The organism is Enterobacter sp. Li2LvB3 (assembly GCF_056156645.1).
The window spans coordinates 68,103-93,123 of record NZ_JBSICG010000003.1 but is presented as its reverse complement, the minus strand read 5'-3'; the positions used below and the strand labels follow the sequence as shown (position 1 = coordinate 93,123).

The following is a 25,021-nucleotide window of genomic DNA, read 5'->3' as shown; positions in this document are numbered from 1 at the left end:
ACTTTTCGTTCTAAAAGGCAGTTAAACGTTCTTTATCGGTAAATTTTCGCCGCACTATCATCCCGCCATGACCTTCATACAGGAAAAAACCATGGCGATTTATCACTCTGTCACTGAACTGATAGGCCGTACTCCGCTTATTCAGTTGCACAAGCTCAATACCGGTCCTTGCGCCTTGTTTCTGAAGCTGGAAAACCAGAACCCGGGTGGCTCTATCAAAGATCGCGTTGCGTTATCGATGATTAACGAAGCAGAGCGCAACGGCCTGCTACAGCCCGGCGGGACGATTATTGAGGCCACCGCTGGCAATACCGGGCTTGGCCTTGCGTTAATTGCCGCACAAAAAGGCTACTCGCTGATCCTCGTGGTTCCCGACAAAATGAGCCGCGAGAAGATTTTCCACCTGCGGGCGTTGGGCGCACAGGTGGTGCTGACGCGTTCAGACGTTAATAAAGGCCATCCGGCTTATTATCAGGATTACGCGCAGCGCCTGGCGAACGAACTTCCCGGCGCGTTTTACATCGATCAGTTTAATAATGACGCCAACCCGCTGGCTCACCGCACCACCACGGCCCCGGAGCTGTATGAACAACTTGATGGCGATATCGACGCCATTGTGGTTGGCGTGGGCTCCGGCGGCACGCTGGGCGGCCTTCAGGCGTGGTTTGCTGAACATTCTCCCCATACCGAATTTGTACTCGCCGATCCCGCTGGCTCAGTTCTGGCCGATCAGGTCGAAACCGGGCGTTATCATGATGCAGGCTCGTGGCTGGTCGAGGGAATTGGGGAAGACTTTATTCCCCCGCTGGCCCATATCGAAGGCGTTAATCGCGCCTGGCGTATTACTGACCGCGAAGCTTTCGCTACCGCCCGCGAGCTGCTGAAAACAGAAGGCATTCTGGCGGGCTCTTCCAGCGGGACTCTGCTGGCGGCGGCGCTGAAATATTGCCAGGCGCAAACAACCCCCAAACGCGTGGTGACGTTCGCCTGCGACAGCGGGAATAAGTATCTGTCGAAGATGTTCAACGACGACTGGATGCGCCAGCAGGGGCTTATCTCTCGCCCGCAGGCAGGCGATCTCTCTGACTACATCGCCCTGCGCCATGATGAAGGCGCCACGGTGACCGCCGCGCCGGATGACACGCTCTCCACCGTGCTGGCACGAATGCGTCTGTACGACATCTCACAACTCCCGGTGCTGGATGACGGCAAGGTCGTCGGCATCATCGATGAGTGGGATCTGCTGCGCCACATCGGCGGTGACGGCGACCGTTTCGCCCTCCCCGTCACCGATGCCATGACGCGTCAGGTGGAGTTTCTGGATAAACGCGCCCCGGAAAGCGCACTGAACACGATTTTCGATCGTGGGCTGGTGGCGGTCATTAATGATAACGATCGCTTTCTGGGTCTGATTACGCGCAGCGACGTTCTCACCGCCTGGCGCAACCGTCTGCAACAATAAAGGAAGAGACAATGACAAATTTAGCCACCCTCAGCGTTCACAGCGGTGAATTTAACGACCAGCACGGTGCAGTGATGCCACCGATTTACGCTACTTCGACGTTTGCGCAACCGTCACCGGGTGAACATACCGGCTACGAATATTCCCGCAGTGGCAATCCAACCCGTGACGCCCTTGAAACCGCCATTGCCACGCTGGAAAGCGGCACCCGCGGTTACGCCTTCGCATCCGGTCTGGCGGCTATCGCCACGGTGCTGGAATTGCTGGATAAAGACAGTCACATCGTTGCTATTGATGATGTCTATGGCGGGACGTACCGCCTGTTTGAAAATGTGCGCAAACGCAGCACCGGGTTGCAGGTCAGCTGGGTTAAGCCGGGCGACGTGGTGGCGCTGGAAGCCGCAATCCGGCCCGACACGCGTATGGTGTGGGTCGAAACGCCGACGAATCCCTTGCTGAAGCTGGCCGATCTGGCCGCCATTGCGGATATCGCCCGTCGCCATCACCTTATCAGCGTAGCCGACAACACGTTTGCTTCGCCGGTGATCCACCGCCCGCTGGAGTCGGGGTTTGATATCGTGGTGCACTCCGCAACCAAATACCTGAACGGCCATTCCGATGTGGTTGCCGGGGTAGCCGTTGTGGGCGACAACCCGGAACTGGCCGATAAACTGGGCTATCTGCAAAATGCGGTGGGCGGTGTACTCGATCCGTTCAGCAGTTTCCTCACGCTGCGAGGAATTCGTACCCTTTCACTGCGCGTGGAAAAGCACAGTGCCAACGCCCTGGCGATTGCGCAATGGCTGGAGCACCACCCGCAGGTGGAAAAAGTGTGGTTCCCGTGGCTTGAGTCCCATCCGCAGTATCAGCTCGCGCGCCGGCAGATGGCCCTGCCCGGTGGCATGATTTCGGTGGTGGTAAAAGGAGATGCGCAACGGGCGACGGAGATCATCCGCAAGCTGAAACTGTTTACCCTGGCGGAAAGCCTGGGCGGCGTTGAAAGCCTGGTCAGCCAGCCTTACAGCATGACCCATGCCTCTATTCCGCCCGAGCAACGATGGGCAAACGGCATTGTGCCGCAGCTGATCCGTCTTTCTGTGGGTATTGAAGATGTGCAGGATTTGATTGCCGACCTGGATCAGGCGCTAAAAATTTGAGCTAAATGCGGCGGGTGACGAGCCTGCCGCCATAAGTTGTCATTATGCTTTAACGCCTTGATAACAATCTTATGTGAATCTGCACAGATTATTTTTGAAACGCTGTTTTCATTTTCCTTTTATCAGAAAATCAGCGTATAATGCGCGCCTAATCCCTGGTGAATGGTTTCAGCGCTTGGAATACAAAAAACAACGTACAACTTTTCCTCTCCTCCGTTGGGCTGACACTCAGGCACACTTTCTTCTGCACGCTCATTTGATGTCTCCTATCCTTATTGCGTGTCATATACTCTTTTGCAACACAGGTTTGGCTCCGCGGCGGTGCGCCCCCGGAGCGAGATTTCCATATCCTTCCCAACTTAAAGACTAAGACTGTCATGAAAAAGACGAAAATTGTTTGCACCATCGGCCCGAAAACCGAATCTGAAGAGATGCTGACCAAAATGCTGGACGCCGGCATGAACGTTATGCGTCTGAACTTCTCCCACGGTGACTATGCTGAACACGGTCAGCGTATCCAGAACTTGCGCAACGTGATGAGCAAGACCGGTAAAAAAGCCGCTATCCTGCTCGATACCAAAGGTCCTGAAATCCGTACCATCAAACTGGAAGGCGGTAACGACGTCTCTCTGAAAGCTGGCCAGACCTTCACCTTCACCACTGACAAGTCTGTTGTCGGCAACAACGAAATCGTTGCTGTGACCTATGAAGGCTTCACCAGCGATCTGTCCGTCGGTAACACCGTTCTGGTGGACGATGGTCTGATCGGTATGGAAGTTACCGCTATCGAAGGTAACAAGGTTATCTGTAAAGTGCTGAACAACGGCGACCTGGGTGAAAACAAAGGCGTTAACCTGCCAGGCGTTTCCATCGCGCTGCCAGCACTGGCTGAAAAAGACAAGCAAGACCTGATCTTCGGTTGCGAACAAGGCGTTGATTTCGTTGCAGCGTCCTTTATCCGTAAACGTTCCGACGTGGTTGAAATCCGTGAGCACCTGAAAGCGCACGGCGGCGAGAAGATCCAGATCATCTCCAAAATCGAAAACCAGGAAGGCCTGAACAACTTCGACGAAATTCTCGAAGCGTCTGACGGTATCATGGTTGCTCGTGGTGACCTGGGTGTTGAGATCCCGGTTGAAGAAGTTATCTTCGCGCAGAAGATGATGATCGAGAAGTGTGTTCGCGCGCGTAAAGTGGTTATCACTGCAACGCAGATGCTGGACTCCATGATCAAAAACCCACGCCCAACCCGCGCTGAAGCAGGCGACGTGGCGAACGCCATCCTGGACGGTACTGACGCAGTAATGCTGTCTGGCGAATCCGCTAAAGGTAAATATCCGCTGGAAGCCGTGAGCATCATGGCCACCATCTGTGAACGTACCGACCGCGTGATGACCAGCCGTCTGGATTACAACAACGACAGCCGTAAACTGCGCATCACTGAAGCAGTGTGCCGTGGTGCGGTAGAAACTGCTGAGAAACTGGAAGCACCACTGATTGTGGTTGCGACCCAGGGCGGTAAATCTGCCCGTGCTATCCGTAAATACTTCCCGGATGCCACCATTCTGGCCCTGACCACCAACGAAACCACTGCTCGTCAGCTGGTACTGAGCAAAGGTGTTGTTCCTCACCTGGTGAAAGAGATCGCGTCTACAGACGATTTCTACCGTCTGGGTAAAGAAGTGGCGCTGCAACTCGTTGAACGCGGCCTGGCACAGAAAGGCGACGTTGTGGTGATGGTTTCTGGTGCTCTGGTACCAGCTGGTACAACCAACACTGCATCTGTTCACGTACTGTAATAATTCTCGAACGAATTAATTTTTGATAAAAGCGCCCTTCGGGGCGCTTTTTTTATTCCAGGCATTAGCCAGATTTATTCAAAAAGCAAATCGGGTTTTTCTATTTAATAGCGAATTATCTAAGATGAATCCGATGAAAAATGCCTTTTTTAACATAGCTTTTTCGACAAAAATGCCGAATTCGTTGCTTCTTTGAGCGAACGATCAAAAATAGGCGTATTCCCATCAAAAAAATATTCTCAACCTAAAAAACTTTGTGTAATACTTGTAACGCTACATGGAGATTAACTCAATCTAGAGGGTATTAATAATGAATCGTACTAAACTGGTACTGGGCGCGGTAATCCTGGGTTCTACTCTGCTGGCTGGTTGCTCCAGCAACGCTAAAATCGATCAGCTGTCTTCTGACGTTCAGACTCTGAACGCTAAAGTTGACCAGCTGAGCAACGACGTGAACGCAATGCGTTCCGACGTTCAGGCTGCTAAAGACGACGCAGCTCGCGCTAACCAGCGTCTGGATAACCAGGCTACTAAATACCGTAAGTAATAGTACCTGTTAATAAAATGGCGCACATTGTGCGCCATTTTTTTTGCCTTCACATTCCTACTGCGTAACCTTCTCACCCTCGCCTTCTGATACCGCCGCAGACACCCGGCTGTTCTGTACCGATAACACCGCATTATTCGCTGACGGACCATTGCCAGCTGACACCACCACAGGTATCCCTGCGCGGCGCGATAACGCTTTGTTGATGAGCCCTTTATCACTCCCGGACTGAGTGACAAAAGAGGCAAAGTCTGTTGAGTGGTTAATTGGCGTTGTCTGTGGGTTCTCCCCTTCTTGCTGCGCCAGAGGACGGTGGACTTCGACGTAACGTCTGCCATCAGGTTCAACGGAGTATTTCACCGGCTCGTTGATGATTTGCACACGCGTACCGACGCGCGCCTGTTCAAACAACGCCTTAATATCCGGCGCGTTCATGCGCATACACCCGGAACTGACCCGCAACCCTACACTGTCGGGCGCACTGGTCCCGTGAATGAGATATTCCCCATGCCCCACACCTAAACGCAGTGCAAAGCGTCCTAACGGGTTATTTGGCCCTGCGGGGACTACCGGGGGCAGTTTAATACCCTGCGCCAGTGAGCGCGCTCTGATGCCGGGTGTAGGTGTCCAGGTTGGATTAGGGATTTTCTGACTCACGCGCGTAGTGGTGACCGGGGTTTCCAGACCCAGTTGCCCAATGCCCAGCGGGAAAACCTGAACAATGTTTTCACCTGGAGGGAAGTAGTAAAGCCGTAGCTCAGCCAGGTTCACGACTATGCCTTCGCGCGGCGTGTCTGGCAGTAGCATCTGTGAGGGGATCGTAATTACGGTTCCCGGCGCAGGATTAACCGGGGCTATCGTATTATTGGTTTCGAGGATCAACTGTGCAGCCGTATTAAATCGTCGGGCAATGGCCTGAAGTTTATTGTCCCCTTCCTGAATGGTGTAGGTTTGATTTTGACCAATAAGTCTACTGCCGACAGGCGGCAATGGATAATCAACCGCCCAGGCCGAATTAAGCGCACCGAGCGAACCGAGGAGTAATAGAGTAATAATAGACGCGCGCTTCATGCTGAGATTCCTTATTCACTGGCAGAAAGCCAGAAAGCTGAAAAACCAGCGAGGCGGGAACCACCTCGCGAAACAGAATGAATGCTGTCTGTTAAGTCTAGCTAATGATTGACGCTTTGGAGCGAATTGCGCGAATCATCGCTTCGAGTCCCTGAGAACGGGACGGGGTGAGGTGTTGTGTCAGCGCCATTTTTTCAAACCACGGGCGCACGTCAAAAGTGACAATATCCTGTGCTGACATCTGGTGATAAAGAATAAACACCACCGCGATAAGCCCCTTCACAATGGCCGCATCGCTGTCGCCCTGCAATTCAATTACGCCAGCATCGTTCTGGCGCATGACGATCCACACCTGGCTCTGGCAGCCCTGAATACTGTTTTGTGGGTTATGCTCTTCCTCACCGAGTGGGGGCAAACGCTGCCCCAGCTCGATAATATAGAGATATTTCTCTTCCCAGTTTGCACAACGCCCAAAGTTACGCAGCAGTTTATCTCTGTCCGGCAAATCGGCCATCTCTTGCCTCTCCGTTATCCAAGCAGCTGGTGGATACGTTTAAGTCCCGCCACCAGTCTGTCGACCTCTTCCATTGTGTTATACATCATCAGCGATGCCCGGCACATCGCCGGCACCTGGTAAAATGCCATCAGCGGCATGGCACAATGATGCCCGGTACGCACGGCCACGCCGTAATTATCCAGGAAACTGCCCACATCGTAGGCATGGTGTTTACCCAGATTAAAGGCAATCACCCCTTTCCTGTCGGCCGGGCCGTATAAGACCAGATCCGGTACACTGGAAAGCTCCTGTAAGGCGTAGTGCATCAGCACCTGTTCGTACTCCTGAATGGCATCAAGACCAATCGAGGAGATATACGCAATCGCCGCCCCAAGGCCGATAATCCCACCCGTATTAGGCGTGCCCGCCTCAAAGCGCCACGGCGCACGTGTGTAAGTGGTACCTTCCGTCAGACTGACGGTGGCAATCATTGACCCGCCCCCTTCCCAGGGTGGCATAGCCTGCAAAATCGCGTCTTTAACATACAGCACGCCGATGCCGGTTGGCCCGTAGAGCTTATGCCCGGAAAAAACGTAGAAATCGCAATCCAGCGCCTGCACGTCAATGGCGTGGTGCATCACGGCCTGCGCGCCATCAACCAGCACTTTCGCACCTACCTGATGCGCGTTTTCGATAATCTCCGCCACCGGGTTTTCGGTCCCCAGGACGTTAGATACTTGCGTGACAGCCACCAGCCGGGTGCGTGCATCAAGCAACACGTCGAGTTGCGCCAGCTGTAGAGTGCCGTCCTTGTTCAACGGGATCACGCGCAGCTGTGCGCCTGTGCGCTCGCAGAGCATCTGCCAGGGAACGATATTCGCGTGATGTTCCATCTGGGTAATGATGATGTTATCCCCGGCGTGGACCTGTGCGCTGCCCCAGCTGTTCGCCACCAGGTTTATCCCTTCGGTGGTGCCGCGCACAAATACCAGCTCTTCCGGCGAGCGCGCATTGAGGAACGCCGCCACCTGGGTGCGCACGTTTTCCATGCTCTGCGTTGCCTCAGCGCTGAGCGTATGAATACCGCGATGCACGGCGGCATAGCCGTGGCGGTAGAACTCCGCTTCAGCGTCAATCACCTGATTCGGTTTCTGAGCGCTGGCAGCACTGTCGAGATAGGCCAGCGGCAGACCGTTCACTTCACGGGTCAGAACCGGAAAATCCGCCCGTACTTTCTCTACGGGAAAACTCATGCTTCGCCTCCAGGCAGACGCTGACCAATACGCTCCAGCACCTGCTGTTTTAACGCGTTATCACGCAGCGCTTCCGTCAGTTCTGCCGCAAACGCGTAAATAATCATCTTCTGCGCCGCCTGTTTGTCGATCCCACGCGAGCGCAGATAGAACATCTGTTCATCGTCAATACGGCCAACCGTGGCGCCGTGGCTGCACTTCACATCGTCGGCGTAGATCTCAAGCTGCGGTTTGGTATCCACTTCCGCCAGGCGCCCTAACAGCAGGTTGTTGTTGGTCATCTGCCCGTCAGTTTTGATGGCGTGTTGCGCCACGTTAATCAGGCCGTTAAATACCGCGCGGCCTTTATCGCTGACGATGGTTTTATGCAGCTGGCGGCTGTTGCAGTAGCCTTTGTTGTGCTCAAGCCAGGTGCGGGTATCGCACACTTCCGATTTAACCGGCATCGCCAGACTATTAATGCGAAGCGTAGTGTTTTCACCATTCAGCTGCGTGCTGGTGTTATGGCGCAGCACTGCGCCGCCCAACAGGAAGCTGTGGCTATATGCCGCCGCATCGGCTCCCAGCAGAATATCGTTATGGGCAAAGTGGTGGCTGGCCGGGTTTTCAAACGCCAGCTTGATATGGTGAAGTTGCGCATTTGCCGCCACGTTCATCGTCAGGCGTGCGCCGGTAAAGTGCGGCGCGTCATTCAGGCTAACGTAGTGTTCGATGATCGTCGCCTCCGCCCCTTCGGCCAGTTCAAGATGGTGGCGATAATGCGCGGTGTTGATCTCTTCACCCGGCAGCCCCTGAGTGATATGCATCAACAGCAACGGCTTCGCCGGGCGCTGGTTACGTTTTACGCGGATCTGCGTGACACTCTGCGCCAGGCTTTCGGTAAGGTGCAGGAACACCTCCGGCTGTACCGGCACCGCGAGCGGCTGGCGGTCGTTATTCACAGTTATTTCAAAGCCGCTGTTCTGCGTATCGTCACTCAGTTCCGGGTGGAAGCGCCCGTCAACAAATACCAGACGCACTGCCGCCACGCTCAGCGCCAGCAGATCGCACTGAGCCTTGCTGACATCCGCCAGACGGGTCACGAACTGGCCGTTCAGCAATCCGTCGAGCGGGGTGTATTTCCAGTTTTCATGCTTACGCGTCGGCAATCCCAGGCGCAGCATCTGTTGAAGGTGCTGTTGGGCATGTTCAGAGCGCGAGTCGCCCTGCGCTTCAAACAGGCGATGCCACTGCTGGAGCGCGTTACTGCTGTTCGGTAAGCCAGCCATAGCCCTGCTCCTCCAGTTGTTTGACCAGCGTAAAATCGCCGGATTTCACAATGCGCCCTTGCCAGAGCACATGGACGTAATCCGGTTTGATGTAGTCAAGAATTCGCTGGTAGTGCGTGACGATAATGAACGAACGTTTACCGTCGCGCAGGGAGTTTACGCCGTCAGCCACAATCTTCAGGGCATCGATATCCAGACCAGAATCGGTTTCATCGAGAATGCACAGTTCCGGCTCCAGCACCGCCATTTGCAGAATATCGTTACGCTTTTTCTCACCGCCGGAGAAGCCGACGTTCACAGAGCGGGTCAGGAGATCTTCCGGCATTTTCAGCAGCTTGATTTTTTCTTCCATCAGATCCTGGAAGTCAAATCGGTCGAGCGCCTCCAGTCCACGGTATTTACGCACCGCATTGAGCGCCGTTTGCAGGAAGAACTGGTTACTGACGCCAGGAATTTCTACCGGGTACTGGAAGGCCATAAAGATGCCCTCTCCCGCACGGTCTTCCGGTGACATCTCGAGCAAATCTTTGCCGTTAAACTCGACAGAACCGTGGGTGACTTCGTAATCTTCACGTCCTGCCAGCGTCGCTGAAAGCGTACTTTTCCCGGAGCCGTTTGGCCCCATGATGGCGTGAACTTCTCCCGGTTTGACGTCAAAATTGAGGCCACGCAGGATCTCTTTGTCTTCAACGCTTACCTGTAAATCTTTAATGCTTAACATGTGCTTTCCTTAACCGACGCTGTGTTCAAGACTAATGGCGAGGAGTTTTTGGGCTTCAACGGCAAATTCCAGCGGCAGTTCAGAGAACACATCCTTACAGAAGCCGTTAACAATCATTGATATCGCATCTTCTTCACTGATCCCGCGTTGCAGGCAGTAGAAGAGCTGATCTTCACCAATACGCGATGTGGTCGCTTCATGCTCCAGTTGGGCGCTGTTGTTTCGGCATTCCACGTACGGGAAGGTATGCGCGCCGCTATCAGGGCCAATCAGCATCGAGTCACACTGGGTAAAGTTACGAGCGTTGGTGGCCGTAGGCATGATTTTCACCAGCCCGCGATAGCTGTTCTGGCTGTGCCCGGCGGAGATCCCTTTCGAGATAATCGTTGATTTGGTGTTTTTACCAATGTGGATCATCTTGGTGCCGGTATCCGCCTGCTGGCGTCCGCTGGTGAGCGCCACAGAATAAAACTCACCGATGGAGTTATCCCCGCGCAGAATGCAGCTTGGGTATTTCCAGGTGATCGCAGAGCCGGTTTCCGACTGGGTCCAGGACATTTTGCTGTTTTCGCCTTCGCACAGCGCGCGCTTGGTGACGAAGTTCAGGATGCCGCCGGTGTTACCATCGCCCGGGAACCAGTTTTGCACGGTGGAGTATTTCACTTCGGCGTCTTTGTGGATGATGACTTCCACCACTGCCGCGTGCAGCTGATAGCTGTCGCGAACCGGAGCAGAACAGCCTTCGATGTAGCTGACGTAGCTTCCCTCATCGGCAATCAGGATCGTGCGTTCGAACTGGCCGGTTTTTTCGGCGTTGATGCGGAAATAGGTCGACAGCTCCATCGGGCAGCGCACGCCTTTTGGCACGTAAATAAAGGTGCCATCGGACGCCACCGCAGCGTTGAGCGCGGCAAAAAAGTTATCGTTACCCGGTACAACCGTCCCCAGGTACTTCTTCACCAGATCGGGGTGTTCGTGGATGGCTTCGCCAAACGAGCAGAAGATAATGCCCTGCCCGGCCAGCTTTTCACGGTAGGTGGTGGCAACTGAAACGGAGTCAAAAATGGCGTCAACCGCCACCTCTTTACCTTCCCGCACCGGCACGCCCAGCTGATTAAATGCCTCTTCGACTTCTTTGCTCAGGAAGCTGTTCTCGGCACCGGTTTGCTGTACGGCTCCCGGCTGCGAGGCGCAGGTATCATCACAACTGCCGCAGGATGGCGCGGAGTAGTAGCTGTAATCCTGATAGTTCAGCTTGTCATAGTGCGCTTTTAGCCAGTGTGGCTCTTCCATTTCAAGCCAGGCACGGAAAGCATTCAGACGGAACTCAAGCATCCACTCCGGCTCATTACGCTTGGCCGAAATCGCGCGGATGACATCTTCATTGATGCCTTTTGCCAGTTCATCTGTTTGCAGGTGGGTGAAGAACCCCTCTTTATAGTTGAGGTGCCCGCCGCTCCAGGTGTTGACATCATCAGTTGCTTCAGTATTACGAGACATAGTACCGCCTATACGCCAAAGCTTTCGCCGCAGCCGCATTCGTTCTGGGCTTTCGGGTTATGAAATTTAAAGAGCTGGTTTAACCCTTCGCGAACGTAGTCGACTTCAGTTCCGTCGATAAAGGGCATGGCCTGTAGCGCGACGTACAGTTTCGCGCCATCGGTTTCAAATACCAGGTCGTCTTTTGCGGGTTCCGTGACGGTATCCAGCACGTAGCCGAAGCCTGCACAACCGGTCTGCTTAACGCCTAAGCGCACGCCGAGGATCCCGGTTTGTTTAGCCACCAGCTCGTGAATATGTGCCGCAGCCGCTGGCGTTAGCGTTAAGCCACGCCAGGCAAAGTCGGCAGGATTGAAGGTTTCTGAATGCAATTCCATAGGTCCACCTCATGTATTGAGCCACCAGGGCATAACATCATGTTAGTGATAACGATTATCACTTCAACCCCCTGACAGCAGGGGCTTTCCGCTAAATCGCCCTTTTTGGCTACTTTTATTAAGCATAGACCCTGTTGCGACAGGCCGGAGGGATGGATTTAATTGTTCAATACATTGATAAATAATGCATTTAACATTCTAAATAGACGTACAGGTGGGAATGAAGAAATATGTATCGAAAATACCTATTTATAGAATAGATTTTTTTAATTTCTACTAAATCAGTCGATTACATTAAAATCAGCAACTTAAGATTTTGGGGATGCGGACAATATAGGACAATTTATCGCTCCCCAATTTACCTCCACGTAGTTCCTTCCAGTTCCTGCCACCATGGCGGCCCGGTGTAGGAGGCTCGCGCGACCACAGCCACAGCGGAAAGCAGCATCAGGTCGATCATTCCGGCATGCCGCGACAGAAAATACAGGATAGTTTATTGGTGAGGCATTTTATTCTGTCCATAAACAAGCCTCGGCAGATACCGAGGCTTGTTATTGTTTGCTTTTTAAAGCCCACTTTCCGCTGCGGCCTTTTCCCGGGCAATAGCTCCGGTATTGAAAATTGGGTGCTCGTGATTGTTCGTTACGTCACGAACGCGGTAGATTTTCCATGCATCATTTTCACGACGAAGAAAAACTTCAAGGTGTATGCTTCTCCCGTCACCCGCCCCCTCAATGACCTGGACCACTTCACCGTTTAAAAATGGCCTTGCGTTTTCTACTCGTAACGCAGCTACCCATTCACGAGAGTAATCCTGGGTATACGTAAAATAGTCAGACTCTATTAACTCCTGTTCAGAGATTTCCTGAATGGCATCAATGCGAGCAATAGTATCAGCAGAAACATATTTACGTAGTTCGTCGGCAGGGTAAAGCCTGGTTTCATCGCTGCCGAATACGGAAAGATAGGATTTATAAAATGATTCAGTAGCGTCTTTTGCGCCCTGATCTTGATTGGCAGCTGAAGTGCATCCCACCAGCAAAATAACGAATGATAAAAATATCCTTTTCATCAACGCATCCTGTAAATTTTAAAGGGTGGTTGCATTTTTCTGTACCCAGGCCCCGGATACATGCTTTTTTGAACAAAGTCTGAAATCCACTGCGTGCCATCATACATGGTCATATGACCTATGCCATTTCCGCCGGGATAAGGCTGTATCACAGCCACATCGCCAGAAATTAAAGTTGAACCGGGCGGCAGTTCACTGAATCCAGCACGTAGTAATTCCGCCCCATAATCTTTTGCATAATCTGTGTTCGGTACCTTAACACCTCCAGCCAGGATGGCCAGGCGGGTAAACTTAGCACATTCACTATGAGATCGCCCCAGAGCGTGTGAACGGAGATACGAAACTGCGGCTTCTTTATTCCAACTCATTCTTAGTTCCTTTAAGTAAGTAAGAGCGGAATTATCACGTTAACCATTAAAGTGCTGTGGGATTAAAAATGCTGTTCTGAATAATTAGATCGCGATATGACTGGGGCTCTGATGTAATGCATCTTTATGAAAATCCGGGGGGACTATTGCGCATGACCAAAGAAAGCCCAGTTGATATTGTTCACGCTCATTTCGCCATAGACGGAGGGAGGCCTCCGTCTCCTGTAATCAAAGCAGGCTAAATATAATCGCCGGGATAGTCATATCTTTGGTGTACTCCGCCAGAGCCTCGGTATTCTCCCGGAAATGCTGCAACATCCTATCCACCGCGTCTGATTCATCCTTTGCCTCGGTATCAAACGGCAATCTATGAAATCCTTCGGCCTTAAGACTTTTTGCGCGTTCGGCGGTGAGTGTCTTTTTCTCATAAACATTGACAGCAATATCATTCATATAGAACAGCCAGGTTTTCATCGTGTTTTCCTTACGCCTTATCCGGTCAGAACCCTTTCTGCACATCAGGTTATTCATCATATCCGAAATGATTTTTACCCAATAGCTCCTGGAATTTAGCTGACGAATCATCGTCAAATTTGACGAATTCACTGCCGACGACAGACCCGACATCGAAATAAATGCCCGTATGACAACCTTTTCAGATTTGGCACGGATCCTGCTAATCACGCTAACGGGACTGGGCTAACCAGTTAAACATCTCTTCATTTATTAACAGGTCTGTTATTGATGAAAAAAATCGCAAGCGTCTGCCCTTACTGTGGTGCAGGCTGCAAATTAAACCTTGTCGTTGAAAATAACCGCATTATCCGTGCCGAAGCCGCCGATGGCGTAACAAACCAGGGCACGCTGTGTCTGAAAGGCTTTTACGGCTGGGATTTCCTTAACGACACTCGTCTGCTGACTCCTCGCTTAACGCAACCGATGATCCGCTACCATAAAGGTGAAGCGTTCACCCCCGTTACCTGGGAAGAAGCCATTCGCTACACCGCCCACAAACTGAAAAGCATTAAAGAACAGTTCGGCCCACGGTCGATCATGACTACCGGTTCCTCTCGCGGAACAGGCAATGAAACGAACTACGTGATGCAAAAATTTGCCCGGGCGGTGCTTAACACCAACAACGTAGACTGCTGCGCGCGCGTCTGCCACGGCCCTTCCGTTGCAGGCCTACAGGAGACGCTTGGCAATGGCGCCATGAGCAACTCCATCAACGATATTGAAAACTCAAAATGCCTGCTGGTCTTTGGCTATAACTGCGCCGACTCGCATCCGATTGTGGCAAGACGCGTGCTTAAAGCGCGTGAAAATGGCGCGAAAATTATTGTCTGCGATCCGCGCCGTATCGAAACCGCGCGCATTGCCGATCAGCATCTACAGCTGAAAAACGGCAGTAATATGGCGCTGGTAAACGCCTTTGGCTATGTACTTCTGGAAGAGGAGTTGTACGACAAAAACTATGTTGCGCGTTTTACCGAAGGGCTGGATGCCTACCGCGAGGCGGTAAAAGATTACGCTCCAGAGAATGTCGAACATCTGACCGGCATTGCCGCCAGCGACGTTCGCCAGGCAATGCGTACTTTCGCGGCAGCACCGTCTGCCACCGTTATGTGGGGGATGGGCGTCACCCAGTTTGGGCAGGCCGTCGATGTGGTTAAAGGGCTTTCCAGCCTCGCCCTGCTGACCGGTAATCTGGGGCGCCCGGCGGTCGGCGTCGGCCCGGTGCGCGGGCAGAACAATGTTCAGGGTGCGTGTGATATGGGTGTGCTGCCTAACATGTTCCCAGGTTATCAGGATGTCACCGATACTGCGGTCCGGCAAAAATTTGCCGATGCCTGGCACATCGATGTCAACCAGATGGATGACCGCGTGGGGACACGCATAACGGAAGTTCCGCACCTCGCGCTGGAAGGCAAGATCAAGGCCTATTACATCATGGGGGAAGATCCACTCCAGACGGAGGCCGATCTTGGCCTGGTGCGCCAGGGGTTTGAGGCGCTGGATTTTGTGGTGGTGCAGGACATTTTCATGACCAAAACCGCCGAAGTGGCTGACGTGCTGCTTCCGGCGACCTCCTGGGGCGAGCACGGCGGCGTATTTACCTGCGCTGACCGTGGCTTCCAGCGATTCGGCAAAGCCATTGAAGCCCGCGGCAACGTGAAGCGCGACTGGGAAATTATCAGCCTGCTTGCCACCGAAATGGGCTTCCCGATGCACTATACGTCTGACCAGCAGATCTGGGATGAGATGCGCGAGCTGTGCCCACTGTTCTATGGCGTGACGTACGAAAAAATGGGCGAGATGGGTCATGTCCAGTGGCCGTGTCCAACCCTGGAACATCCCGGCACGCCTTATCTGTATAAAGACAATCAGTTCGACACACCAACCGGCAAGGGGCAGCTTTTTGCGACCGCGTGGCGTCAACCGGCCGAAATTCCTGATGCGGAATATCCTCTGGTGCTCTGCACGGTAAGGGAAGTTGGCCACTACTCCTGTCGCTCAATGACCGGTAACTGTGCCGCACTGCAAAGCCTGGCCGACGAGCCTGGTCGCGTGCAGTTAAACCCGGCAGATGCCGACACGCTGGGCATCCGCGACGGCCAGCTGGTTTGGGTGCGCTCGCGCAGGGGGAAAGTGATTACCCGTGCCAGCATCAGTGAGCGCATCAATACCGGTGCGGTTTACATGACGTATCAATGGTGGATTGGCGCCTGTAACGAACTGACGCAGGATAACCTCGACCCAATATCCAAAACGCCGGAAACGAAATATTGCGCGGTACAGATTGAGGCCATTGAGGACCAGCGCTGGGCGGAGGATTATGCGGCGTCGGCCTATCAGACCATGAAAACGCGGTTACTAGATGCGGTGAATATTTAACAACATTGCCGGGTGGTATTTATGCCTGACCCGGCAATCTTCAACGCACTATTCTCTTCCTGAAATTCATCGTTATGCTTACTTTTTTCGCCAGCATGTTGAGAAACCCCTTTAAATCGCTATCTGTACGAAGGTTAAATTTATGCATAACCAGGTATTTATGGGCAAAGATTGTTTTACTGCTGACGCCCAGATCGCTGGCAATTTCATTGATTGTTTTGCCTTTATGAAAATGCTCCAGTAAACGGAACTGGTATTCAGACATTTGGCGATGCTTGCACCAAAGGCAGTAGGTGTCCGCCACGAACGTTTTCGACGTTAGCCATTTATTCCAGACCGTAATGATTTTATTCGTCATGCTGTCGAGTGAACTGCTCCTCGTGATGTATACAATATCTGAGAAACACGAGGGTGACATTTCGGGTGTGTCTTCTTCATTTACCAGCCCAATGATAATGCCTTTGGTGCGTGCCCGCAGCTCCGGGAAGCAGGTATAACGCTCCCCCTTACACAATGAGAGAACAATAACGTCCGAAAGGGCGATATTCTCAGGCGTATATTCGCTAACGTATTTTACGGTTTCATTAAAGCGGTGTTCGAAGAGCTCCTTGAAAAGAAATTCCATCCCATTCATAAAGAACAAATCGTTATCTTTGATAAGTATTCTAATCATCTGCCACCGACATATAATGCAATGAATATCGCTCTTCTGGCCACATAAACCACTGGAAATAAGGAATATACTCCGGTAAAAGATCGTCAATCCACACCTCCGCACCGCAGGACTGAAGCGCCCAGCTTAATGAGCTAATTAGCGAAGCCCCCGTATTGCGAGAGAACATCACCGCTGAGCGTTATATTCGCGATAAAACGCACCTTTCCCGCAGTGGGATAATGCGCATTTTGGCGAGTTTAAAGAAAGGGGTCATTATATAAAGCATATAAGTACCATGACGCGTATGCTGTTCTATGTCTTCCTCTCCATCACTTTGCGAATCAGGGCAATCAGCTCAACATCGCTTCGCAGGTTAAATTTCTGCATCATCATATATTTATGCGTAAACACGGTTTTATTGCTCATTTTTAGCGAACGGGCAATCTGCATCACCGACAACCCCCGGTAAAAATTCACCATCATTCGCATTTGCTGCGGGGAGAATGTTTTATGCTGACAGTCAGCGCACTCTTTTTTCCTCCAGCGGTAACCGGGTATTTGCGTGCGGTACCAGGCGAGAAATAGCACCTCGCTTATCCGATCAAGCGACGCGCTGCGGGAAATAAAAGTAATATCCTGAAAACATGAGGGTGATGCCGAAAAACGACGCGCGTCATCCACGACCCCAATCACGATACCTTTTTGGCGCGCCTGCAATTCGGGATAACAGATGTGCGTCTCCCCCATACAGAAAGGGAGAACGATAATATCGGCAGCGCTGACGTTATCACGGCTAAGCTCGACGTCGAAATGGATCGGCTGCTTAAAATTACGCGTAAAGAAATCTACAAAAAAACACTGCAGCCCACGGTGGAAAAACTGGTCTGTCTCTTGAATCAGGATATTCAGCATAGCGTGTACCGAATCTTAGTTGTATTGCATCGTCATCACAACGACGGCACTTATACTTCCCGGCGTCGCGCCGCCGGTGACAGATGTTACCGAAGCCTGCATGGCGATCGTCGCCGTTCGGTCGGCCGCAATATTTTGCGTGATGCTGGAGCCTGTTCCCTTCAGCGTACCCGTTGCGGCCTCGCGCATGGCTATCGCCACGTGGGTCGCCGAACCGCTGTTCCGGTAGTAATCCGCACCGGCAGCCGGATCGGGATTGCCGGTGAAGGAGACCGTGACGCTGCGGGTCCCCGCCGGGCACTGGGTAAAAAGCAGGTTAAAGTCCACCGGATCGGATGACGATCCGGGCGTAACCATATTGGTAGCCTGAATATTGCCAAGATGAACATCCAGGTTTGCATTACCCTCATTGAATATACAGGGAGAGGCAACGATATTTCCCGTTACGCCGAGGTTAACGCTGTCAGCAGAGAAAACCCGCCCGCAGCATAAAAGCAAAATAAGCGCGCACCTGCGTGTTAATTTCATCATGCCATCCTTACTGGTACGTCAAATTTAGCGTGGCCGACGCATTTGCGGAGCCGGACTCAACGGACGTTAAGGTCTGGTAGTAACGCGCCGTTAACGGAAGCGTCTCCTGCCCGCCGGAAGATTGTTTTAATAAAAGGCGGCTATTCAATGCCAGCGGCGTGCCGTTATAAAGAAGCTGCACGCCAATACCTTTTGCCGTGCCGGGATTTCCCTGCCCTGTTAATGCCATCACGCTGGTATTCGCACCGTCCGGATTCTGTATTCCGCTCAGGGAAACCATAATATTGGTTCCAGGACTGCAGTTTACTCCCAGGTTTTGCGTATTCTGCGCGACCGTTGGCGTGGTGCCCACCACGGAGCCAAACGCTGAAGCCGAAATATCCCCTATCGGGAAGGTCAGCTGCGGTGTGGTAATCGAACAGGCCAGCGCATTAATGGTTCCGCCGGTAAGCTGCACGGTCAGCCCGTCGCGGTAAACTCCGTCGCTGCCCTGCAGCGTCACCACGCCTATGGCCCCAGGCGTTAAGGCCCCGGACGATACCGGGCCGGTCACCACCAGCTCGACCCAGCCGCCGTACCACTCCACGAAAGAGGTTTGCGCATTGTAAGAGAAGGTATTGCTCGGATTCTCAAAATAGGCATTTGATGACAGTCGGATACCGATGCCGCTGACATTGGTGTTGTACACATGATTTCCGTAATTGCTCAGCGTGGCATTGTTATATCGCATGCTAAAACCCAGCATGAGCGGATTGCTACACCCGCTAAGATAAGATCCGGTATACGCTCCCGCACCGGAAAAAATCACCGTCCCGACCGGCGCATCGCGCTGAACGTTAATCGTCCCGACCGACAGCGTCGAGATCTGGGGAGTCATAGTGTTGCAAGTCCCTGCCCTGGCGCTATGCCATCCGAAAAGACAGCAAAGCAGTAAAAGCGTAGTAAACCGTTTCATATTACTTTTCCTGGCGGCATCTGACGCTCATGTCAGTAATGCCACCGTATTGGGTTCTTTCCGGCAGGCTAAAATCCGCCCGACACTGCTGGTGAGATTGATTCCCCCATGTCGCCAGAACGGTGCCCTGCTCGCGCAGGCCCGTTAAATAAACCTGACCGCGATCGCCGACAATAAAACTGCTGTTATCCTCATCTGCAAGGGTGACCACCGCCCCAAACGGGACGACATGGTTATCGTCCGTTAAGGTCATCAGCGCCCGACGTCCCACTTTGGCGTGATAATCGGCTTTCACCACCGCCCCGCGTGTAGGGGTCACCGAACGCGTATTGATCTGCAGCTCCACGTCATCAGGCATATTTTCCGGATCGAGGGCGAGATCGTTTTTTCGGTATACGGCGAGGTTATTCGCCACCGTAAAGCCCCGGTAATCGGTCCGCACGCCGGACTGATTGCGGATATTCACCCCGTAGGCACCAGAGGCTTTGATCAACGCATTGGTTTCCCCCAGCGGTTGAGACAGCGTTATACCGTCAGCATGGGCGAGGATCCCTCCCTGCAAACCGTAATTCAGGCGCTCGCTATTTTTGTCGTAGCCATATCCCGCCGTGACCTCGCCATACGTCCCTTTATAGTCGCCGTTCATCGTGCCGGTATACCCGACGCCATCCGTGCCGTAACCCTGCTGAATATTCCAGTTCAGCGCGCTGTTTTCGAGCGCGACCCCGTTGATGCCGATACTGTGTGTCGTGCCATTATTCTTACTGGCGTTCAGGCCATAGTTGGCCCACGTCTGCGGCAGGAATTTATCCAGCGGAACGCTGACGGTAAATGCAAGAAGCTGGTCGCGATCGTAGGATTTTGCGCTGCCGCTCGCTGATGACGCCGTGCTGTCATTTTTACTGTAGGTCCAGGTCACGCCATAGCTGATGCTGTGCCAGTCGTTGTTGTAACCGACACTCCATGAAGCCATCGTTCTGTCGGAGTTCCAGTACTCTTCCCGTGCGGCGCTGAGCGTTAGTGCCCCCCGCTCATCGCCTAGCGTCTGGCTCATGGTCAGCTCCACGCGGTGCCGCCGTCGGTCCTGAAGCGCGCTACTGTCGCCGTACGAGTCCAGCACGTCCTGGAGGCCGTAATAGCCCCGGGTTGAATAGCGGTATCCCGCAATCGAAAATTGGGTGCCGGTATTGAGTACGTTCTTGCTGTAGCGCGCGCGCAAAGACTGCCCATGCGTTTTCGCCGTGTGGGCCGGTGATGACCAGCCCTGAGTGACATCGGCGGAGAGCGCCCCGAACTCCCCCATGTTTTTACCTGTCCCGACCGCAAGCGACTGGTACTTGCTGGAGCCCTGCCCACCGCCATAGAGGGTGATGCCATGCTGCAGACCATAGATAGCGGTGATTTGCCCGAATGGGGTTTTCTCCACGCTGCTGTTATAAGCGCGATACTGTCCGCCGGAGAAGGCATATTTCAGTCGTCCTTCACGCTGTAAAACCGGTACCGAAGCGTAAGGCAACGTGAAATGCTGCTCGCTTCCATCTGCCTCTTTAATGGTCACGTCTAAATCACCCGCGCCGCCAGTGGGATACATATCCGTAATTTCAAACGCGCCCGGTGCCACATAGCTCTGGTAGATCTGATAGCCATTCTGGCGTATCACGACCTGGGCGTGGGTACGCGCAATCCCGCGGACCACGGGCGCATAGCCCTTCATGGAGTCCGGGAGCATGTCATCGTCCGACGCCAGCTGGGCACCGCGAAAAGGCACGCTGTCAAAGACATCAGCCGGGGCGGAGCTGTCCCCGACGGTAAGCTGCGCTTTCAGCGGAATAACGGCACGCTGCAGATAGCTATAAACCGTGTCCCAGCGATCCTTCCCGGACGTATCCCGTGACCAGGTGGTGTAGTTGCGTAAACGCCACGGCCCAATATTGATCCCTGGACGCAGGTTCGCATACTGGCTATCGCTGCTGCCCCCCGCGCCCGTTCTCGCCCGGCTATTCGCCCCACTCAGGCTGTAATTGAGCATTGCGGCCGTTATCCCCTCGTCCCACATCTCTGGCGGCACATAGCCTCTCGCCGGAAGATCGATGGCGGCCTGAGGAACAGTTAACACCAGACGCTGGGCGGCAAACTGGAAATCCGCAGTGGCCTGAGGAATCGCAAGGAGATTCACGCAATCGCGATTCTCCGCATCGAGCGCCGGAAATAACGCCGTTTTAACGCCCCACCTTTTTAATTGCGCCATATTCAGACAAGGCTGCAGGGCGTCATTGCCGCTGTCGGTTTTACCCGCGGTAAAGTGAATATCAGCCGTCTCTACAAACTGGTCGTCAACAACAATATCAACATGGTAGATCCCCGGCGCCTGAGCTCCAGATTCAAAGGCGGAGAGATCGGCCTTACCCATTCCGGGATTATCCAGTTCAATCAGCTCTGTGTTAAATGCCACACTGGCGTAAAGCGCCGGCGGCACTTCACCGAACGCTAAAGCGATAACTATCGCCAGAGGGGCGGGTCTCAGCCTGTTATTTTCTGTCATTGCGAATTACCGGGTTAATGCAGGCATGCCGGATGTAAAAAGATCACAACGTGGTTTGATGTAATACGCCGGGACTGCCATAGTCGTTAATAATGTTAAACGTGAGCGAATGCCCTCTGGCCTCGTTCGGTAATACAAACCGGGTTGAGGAGCCGGGTAAAACATAGGTCACCTCATCCAGTTTCTTACCCCCCAGCGTAATTTCATTAAAATTGATGACATATTGCGTGGGGTTGTTGACCTGAATTTCATTCCCGGTTCGTTGCCAGGTTAATTTATTCGCTTGTTCCTCTGGTGTTGACGCCCGCAGGCCTTCCGGCCGGTATATCAGTTTGATCCGCGTTTTCACTGCAATTTGCAGAGCGTTCGTCTGCATTGATGCCGAAGGGATCGCTTTGACATTCAGCCAAAACAGACTTTCCTGCTCTTGAGGCAGTGCGCCCGTCATCACAATACGCTCAATATTTTTTTGCCCTCCATCAAGGCGATATAATGGCGGTGTAATAATAAACGGCGCTTTACCTGCATGCCCTTCCTGCATCTCTATCCATGACTGAATTAAATAAGGCGTCGCGTCAGGATTACTTATGTTTATTGACGCTTCTTTTTTAGTCCCTTCAAATATGAGCCGGGTACCGCCAATAATAACGCCGGCATTAGCCGTGGCCAGCGTCAGTGCTGACAGCGCCAGGGCGAGTCCTGCTGTGGTGATAAAACGCATGATAAACCTCATACTACAAAGGGGCCGGGCTGGCCCCTTACAGATTGCTGCAAAATATTAGTTGTAAACCACTGAGAAGTTAGCCACAGCGTTCGCCGGACCCGCGGTAACCGTTGCGGCGGTGGAAATATACTGTGCATAAAAACTCAGCGTATTATCCGCGGTGCTGATAAGCGGATAGCTATAGCTGTTGCTGCCATGGAGCGGCAAGTCCGCCTTATCCGCGCTCATCAGGTTGATCGCCACACCGGTCGCGGCACCTGCCGCAGACGAATCAATCGCCAGCAGGCTGGCATTGGTTGTATCTGGGGTACCATCAAAACGAACCTTCGCGTTCGTGACTGTCACCGGGCAGTTTTTCAACACGATATTAAATTGCGTTGCTGCGGTTCTTGCTCCGGTCGCTAAGAACTCGGTCTTATAATAATCCCCTAATACCACGACCTGATTCTGAGAAGCCACATCGACGTCGCAAGCAGAATCCAGAATATTTCCGTTAAAATTAACGGTGCCCGCGGCGGAAAAAGCGTGGGTTGTTGCCAACGCGGTACTGACTGCCAGTATTGCTATCATCATCTTATTTTTCATAACTTGTTCCTGCATCACTTTATTTATTACTAAAATCCAGATAAAGAGAGTCGTGGATATTCACCCATCATCTCTTGCCTTTTATATTTTTCAGGCGCCCATTAAATAACACCGCTTCAAAGCGCTGATTAAACATGTTGGGTCATGCCTGTTGACGAATAAAATTTATACAACTCTTTTTCGGCACACAATCTTTTTTGCGGTCTAGCTGTAGACTTCTGTTTAACAAAATTAAAACAATTTTATTTTTGAAATATCTTACGTCGATTTATTTTCGGTCTACTTTTAGACCCATAATGTTCAACCTTAAAATTCATAGTATTAGGAACATCAATTGCAGCGGTCTACTTTTAGACCTGCCTTATATATTCCATGACATGCTGTTTTTTAAGATAATTCTCTATGCCGATCAAAAAACGATCGCATCCGTCAGTGAGGTATCTTATGAACACCCGAATGTCCCCCATTCTCGATATTGAAAAAACACCCGTGCTTACCGCCAAACCCTATAAACACATCGAGAAAATAATCGATAACCTCCTCCCTTTTGCAGAAAGACGCATAATGTCGCGAGGCGAAGTCATCCAATATTATAATAACGATATTCGTCAGTGCTTTTTGCTACTCCAGGGGAGTGTGGCGCTGCACCGTCGGGGAGATGGCATTGTGCTCAATTCCGAATCCTCACCGTTTGTGCTCGGCGTGAGCAGTCAATTCTCCTCAGAGCACTTGTACGTCAGGGCACTGGAAACCGCCGAGATAGCGGGTATTTCACTGGCATGCTTCAACAGTGTGGTTGCGCAACGCAATTTATGGGAGCCCTTTTCGCATCTGCTGATCTATACCGCGTCCCGCGTTTACGAACACTGCTCGCGGATCTCGCAGATGTCCGCCTATGACATTATCCGTTTTCAACTGCTTGAGCTGATGCAGGAGCCTGAAGCAATACGGCTGAACATGACGGCGGCAGGGTATATACAAAGCCGAACGTGGCTGTCGCGCAGCGGGATCATGCGCATACTGGCGGAACTGCGCACCGGGAAGTACATCACCATGGCGCGCGGTGTCCTGCTTGATATCCATCATTTGCCACGAAAATACTGACCCCGCGACTGTCGGTGAAGTGGAGTATCGCTATAATCAGAAAGAGGATTCTTTCGGGTTCAGATTATGTCCGCCACAGAAAAGCTGCATCGCGGTTCTCCCTATGCACAAGAGCTCATTACTCAATTACAACCTTATTCTGCCCTTCGTAGCGCAGGTCGTGGAGAGATGCTGGCTCTGGTGGTTAATGGTCAGGGAATGAGTTATTTGATTCTGGAAGGGACCGTTGCCATTTATCGGCGAAGCGACAATCTGATGCTGTCGACGGCAAAGAGCCCGGCCTTTTTTGGCGTGGCCAACCTCAATGACATCTTTTTTGACGACTACCTAAAAACGGTCACACCCTGCAAGATTGGTACGCTGCCTACGGCGCAGCTCAACGTCATCATTCAGGAAAAGGGGCTATGGGGGCTGGTATCAAACCATCTGATGTTTATGTACAACCGGCTCTATCATACCATTATGCCTAACGGTGCCCCGACGGCGTATGAGATGATCCGCCAGCAGCTGATGCTGTTAATGAGTGAAGAAGAATCATATCGCAGGGGTATTACCGCTGAACGCTACATTCGTGATAAAACCCAGCTTTCCCGCAGTGGTGTGATGCGCATTCTGGCCGACCTGAAAGCAGGTGGGTATGTAGAGATGGAAGAAGGCAGGCTCATTAAAATTAACAAACTCCCGGCGAAGTACTGAATGCCAGAGACAAAAAAGGCCGCAAGCGCGGCCCTTTTTCAGCAATTAATGGACATGAACGCCCAACCGCCAGGCAAAATAGATCTCTTCTTTCAGCTCGCTGGAAGAGAGCGCCAGCAAATCTGCAAATTCCAGCTCAAGCTGTTTCAGCTTTTTCAGGTACTGCGCCGGAGACAGGTTGCTCTTATCGCGACGTAAATATTCAACTGCCAGTTGGGTTGGGTTCAATTCGGTATCCATGATGTCCTCGCTTGTGTACAAAACCTGAGCAGTATAACACGTTTTACTGCGCAGATTTTGACCAAAGGCAAAACATCCTGGATGTTTACAT

The 25,021-nt window shown here is 52.4% G+C and carries 26 protein-coding genes and 1 pseudogene; 9 read left to right on the top strand and 18 right to left on the bottom strand.

What is annotated here, in order from left to right:
• Positions 1 to 91: 91 nt before the first annotated feature.
• From ACS603_RS03415 to lpp, 5 genes are all read left to right on the top strand, one after another.
• On the top strand, positions 92 to 1,462 hold the full coding sequence (locus tag ACS603_RS03415; protein WP_315688398.1) for a pyridoxal-phosphate dependent enzyme: 1,371 nt from the start codon (positions 92 to 94) through the stop codon (positions 1,460 to 1,462).
• An 11-nt stretch (positions 1,463 to 1,473) separates the two neighbouring features.
• Positions 1,474 to 2,619: a trans-sulfuration enzyme family protein gene (locus ACS603_RS03410; protein WP_474943767.1), complete on the top strand. Its 1,146-nt coding sequence runs from the start codon at positions 1,474 to 1,476 to the stop codon at positions 2,617 to 2,619.
• 73 nt (positions 2,620 to 2,692) lie between these two features.
• Entirely contained in the window at positions 2,693 to 2,989 is a 297-nt protein-coding gene (gene ynhH / locus ACS603_RS03405) for a protein YnhH (RefSeq protein WP_474943766.1), read from the top strand.
• 7 nt (positions 2,990 to 2,996) lie between these two features.
• Positions 2,997 to 4,418 (top strand): pyruvate kinase PykF, encoded by a 1,422-nt coding sequence (pykF, locus tag ACS603_RS03400; RefSeq protein WP_182060748.1) that lies wholly within the window; start codon positions 2,997 to 2,999, stop codon positions 4,416 to 4,418.
• Between the two features lie 310 nt (positions 4,419 to 4,728).
• On the top strand, positions 4,729 to 4,965 hold the full coding sequence (lpp, locus tag ACS603_RS03395; RefSeq protein WP_001082307.1) for a murein lipoprotein Lpp: 237 nt from the start codon (positions 4,729 to 4,731) through the stop codon (positions 4,963 to 4,965).
• Positions 4,966 to 5,022: 57 nt separating this feature from the next.
• On the opposite strand, the gene ldtE is transcribed toward lpp, so the two are convergent.
• The 10 genes from ldtE to ACS603_RS03345 form a co-directional block, all read right to left on the bottom strand.
• Positions 5,023 to 6,036 (bottom strand): L,D-transpeptidase LdtE, encoded by a 1,014-nt coding sequence (gene ldtE, locus ACS603_RS03390; RefSeq protein ID WP_182060747.1) that lies wholly within the window; start codon positions 6,034 to 6,036, stop codon positions 5,023 to 5,025.
• A gap of 97 nt (positions 6,037 to 6,133) precedes the next feature.
• Positions 6,134 to 6,550 carry a cysteine desulfuration protein SufE gene (gene sufE / locus ACS603_RS03385; RefSeq protein ID WP_182060746.1) on the bottom strand — a complete coding sequence of 139 codons (417 nt, stop codon included), beginning with the start codon at positions 6,548 to 6,550 and terminating at the stop codon, positions 6,134 to 6,136.
• A gap of 14 nt (positions 6,551 to 6,564) precedes the next feature.
• The gene (gene sufS, locus ACS603_RS03380; RefSeq protein WP_474943765.1) at positions 6,565 to 7,785 is read right to left on the bottom strand and encodes a cysteine desulfurase SufS; all 1,221 of its coding nucleotides are present in this window, start codon (positions 7,783 to 7,785) and stop codon (positions 6,565 to 6,567) included.
• Positions 7,782 to 9,053 carry a Fe-S cluster assembly protein SufD gene (gene sufD / locus ACS603_RS03375; protein WP_474943764.1) on the bottom strand — a complete coding sequence of 424 codons (1,272 nt, stop codon included), beginning with the start codon at positions 9,051 to 9,053 and terminating at the stop codon, positions 7,782 to 7,784. Before sufD ends, sufS begins: the two co-directional genes overlap by 4 nt.
• Positions 9,028 to 9,774 (bottom strand): Fe-S cluster assembly ATPase SufC, encoded by a 747-nt coding sequence (gene sufC / locus ACS603_RS03370; RefSeq protein ID WP_446492870.1) that lies wholly within the window; start codon positions 9,772 to 9,774, stop codon positions 9,028 to 9,030. The genes sufD and sufC overlap by 26 nt, the downstream gene beginning before the upstream one ends.
• Positions 9,775 to 9,783: 9 nt before the next feature.
• A complete protein-coding gene (sufB, locus tag ACS603_RS03365; protein WP_182060742.1) occupies positions 9,784 to 11,274 on the bottom strand; it encodes a Fe-S cluster assembly protein SufB in 1,491 nt (496 codons plus the stop codon).
• A gap of 8 nt (positions 11,275 to 11,282) precedes the next feature.
• Positions 11,283 to 11,651 carry a Fe-S cluster assembly scaffold SufA gene (gene sufA / locus ACS603_RS03360; RefSeq protein ID WP_182060741.1) on the bottom strand — a complete coding sequence of 123 codons (369 nt, stop codon included), beginning with the start codon at positions 11,649 to 11,651 and terminating at the stop codon, positions 11,283 to 11,285.
• A 565-nt stretch (positions 11,652 to 12,216) separates the two neighbouring features.
• Positions 12,217 to 12,723, bottom strand: coding sequence for a YqhG/Tai3 family protein (locus ACS603_RS03355; protein ID WP_182060739.1), 507 nt, complete (start codon positions 12,721 to 12,723; stop codon positions 12,217 to 12,219).
• The gene (locus ACS603_RS03350) at positions 12,723 to 13,091 is read right to left on the bottom strand and encodes a hypothetical protein (protein ID WP_474943763.1); all 369 of its coding nucleotides are present in this window, start codon (positions 13,089 to 13,091) and stop codon (positions 12,723 to 12,725) included. The genes ACS603_RS03355 and ACS603_RS03350 overlap by 1 nt, the downstream gene beginning before the upstream one ends.
• Positions 13,092 to 13,319: 228 nt before the next feature.
• Positions 13,320 to 13,565, bottom strand: coding sequence for a hypothetical protein (locus ACS603_RS03345; RefSeq protein ID WP_182060737.1), 246 nt, complete (start codon positions 13,563 to 13,565; stop codon positions 13,320 to 13,322).
• A 270-nt stretch (positions 13,566 to 13,835) separates the two neighbouring features.
• On the opposite strand from ACS603_RS03345, the gene fdhF reads away from it, so the two are divergent.
• A complete protein-coding gene (gene fdhF / locus ACS603_RS03340; protein WP_474943762.1) occupies positions 13,836 to 15,986 on the top strand; it encodes a formate dehydrogenase subunit alpha in 2,151 nt (716 codons plus the stop codon).
• Positions 15,987 to 16,026: 40 nt separating this feature from the next.
• On the opposite strand, the gene ACS603_RS03335 is transcribed toward fdhF, so the two are convergent.
• Entirely contained in the window at positions 16,027 to 16,659 is a 633-nt protein-coding gene (locus tag ACS603_RS03335; protein WP_182060735.1) for a LuxR C-terminal-related transcriptional regulator, read from the bottom strand.
• Positions 16,660 to 16,781: 122 nt separating this feature from the next.
• Between ACS603_RS03335 and ACS603_RS03330 the strand changes: the two are divergent.
• A pseudogene (locus ACS603_RS03330) lies at positions 16,782 to 16,922 on the top strand (helix-turn-helix domain-containing protein); the annotation flags it as partial.
• Between the two features lie 31 nt (positions 16,923 to 16,953).
• On the opposite strand, the gene ACS603_RS03325 reads toward ACS603_RS03330, so the two are convergent.
• The 6 genes from ACS603_RS03325 to ACS603_RS03300 are packed head-to-tail and all read right to left on the bottom strand — an operon-like array spanning position 16,954 to position 22,890.
• A complete protein-coding gene (locus ACS603_RS03325; protein ID WP_182060734.1) occupies positions 16,954 to 17,553 on the bottom strand; it encodes a LuxR C-terminal-related transcriptional regulator in 600 nt (199 codons plus the stop codon).
• 15 nt (positions 17,554 to 17,568) lie between these two features.
• Positions 17,569 to 18,084, bottom strand: a complete 516-nt coding sequence (locus ACS603_RS03320) for a fimbrial protein (RefSeq protein ID WP_474943761.1) — start codon at positions 18,082 to 18,084, stop codon at positions 17,569 to 17,571.
• A 7-nt stretch (positions 18,085 to 18,091) separates the two neighbouring features.
• Entirely contained in the window at positions 18,092 to 19,039 is a 948-nt protein-coding gene (locus ACS603_RS03315; protein WP_474943760.1) for a fimbrial protein, read from the bottom strand.
• 1 nt (position 19,040) lies between these two features.
• The gene (locus tag ACS603_RS03310; protein ID WP_315688393.1) at positions 19,041 to 21,581 is read right to left on the bottom strand and encodes a fimbria/pilus outer membrane usher protein; all 2,541 of its coding nucleotides are present in this window, start codon (positions 21,579 to 21,581) and stop codon (positions 19,041 to 19,043) included.
• A gap of 43 nt (positions 21,582 to 21,624) precedes the next feature.
• Complete coding sequence (locus tag ACS603_RS03305; protein WP_315688392.1) at positions 21,625 to 22,302, bottom strand: fimbrial biogenesis chaperone; 678 nt, start codon at positions 22,300 to 22,302, stop codon at positions 21,625 to 21,627.
• Positions 22,303 to 22,359: 57 nt separating this feature from the next.
• Positions 22,360 to 22,890, bottom strand: coding sequence for a fimbrial protein (locus tag ACS603_RS03300; RefSeq protein ID WP_182060730.1), 531 nt, complete (start codon positions 22,888 to 22,890; stop codon positions 22,360 to 22,362).
• A 444-nt stretch (positions 22,891 to 23,334) separates the two neighbouring features.
• Between ACS603_RS03300 and ACS603_RS03295 the strand changes: the two genes are divergently transcribed.
• The gene (locus tag ACS603_RS03295) at positions 23,335 to 23,994 is read left to right on the top strand and encodes a winged helix-turn-helix transcriptional regulator (protein WP_182063566.1); all 660 of its coding nucleotides are present in this window, start codon (positions 23,335 to 23,337) and stop codon (positions 23,992 to 23,994) included.
• Between the two features lie 66 nt (positions 23,995 to 24,060).
• Positions 24,061 to 24,690 (top strand): helix-turn-helix domain-containing protein, encoded by a 630-nt coding sequence (locus tag ACS603_RS03290; RefSeq protein ID WP_182060729.1) that lies wholly within the window; start codon positions 24,061 to 24,063, stop codon positions 24,688 to 24,690.
• Between the two features lie 45 nt (positions 24,691 to 24,735).
• Here ACS603_RS03290 and ACS603_RS03285 read toward each other — a convergent pair whose 3' ends face one another.
• Entirely contained in the window at positions 24,736 to 24,930 is a 195-nt protein-coding gene (locus ACS603_RS03285) for a YdiH family protein (protein WP_014069924.1), read from the bottom strand.
• Between the last annotated feature and the right edge of the window lie 91 nt (positions 24,931 to 25,021).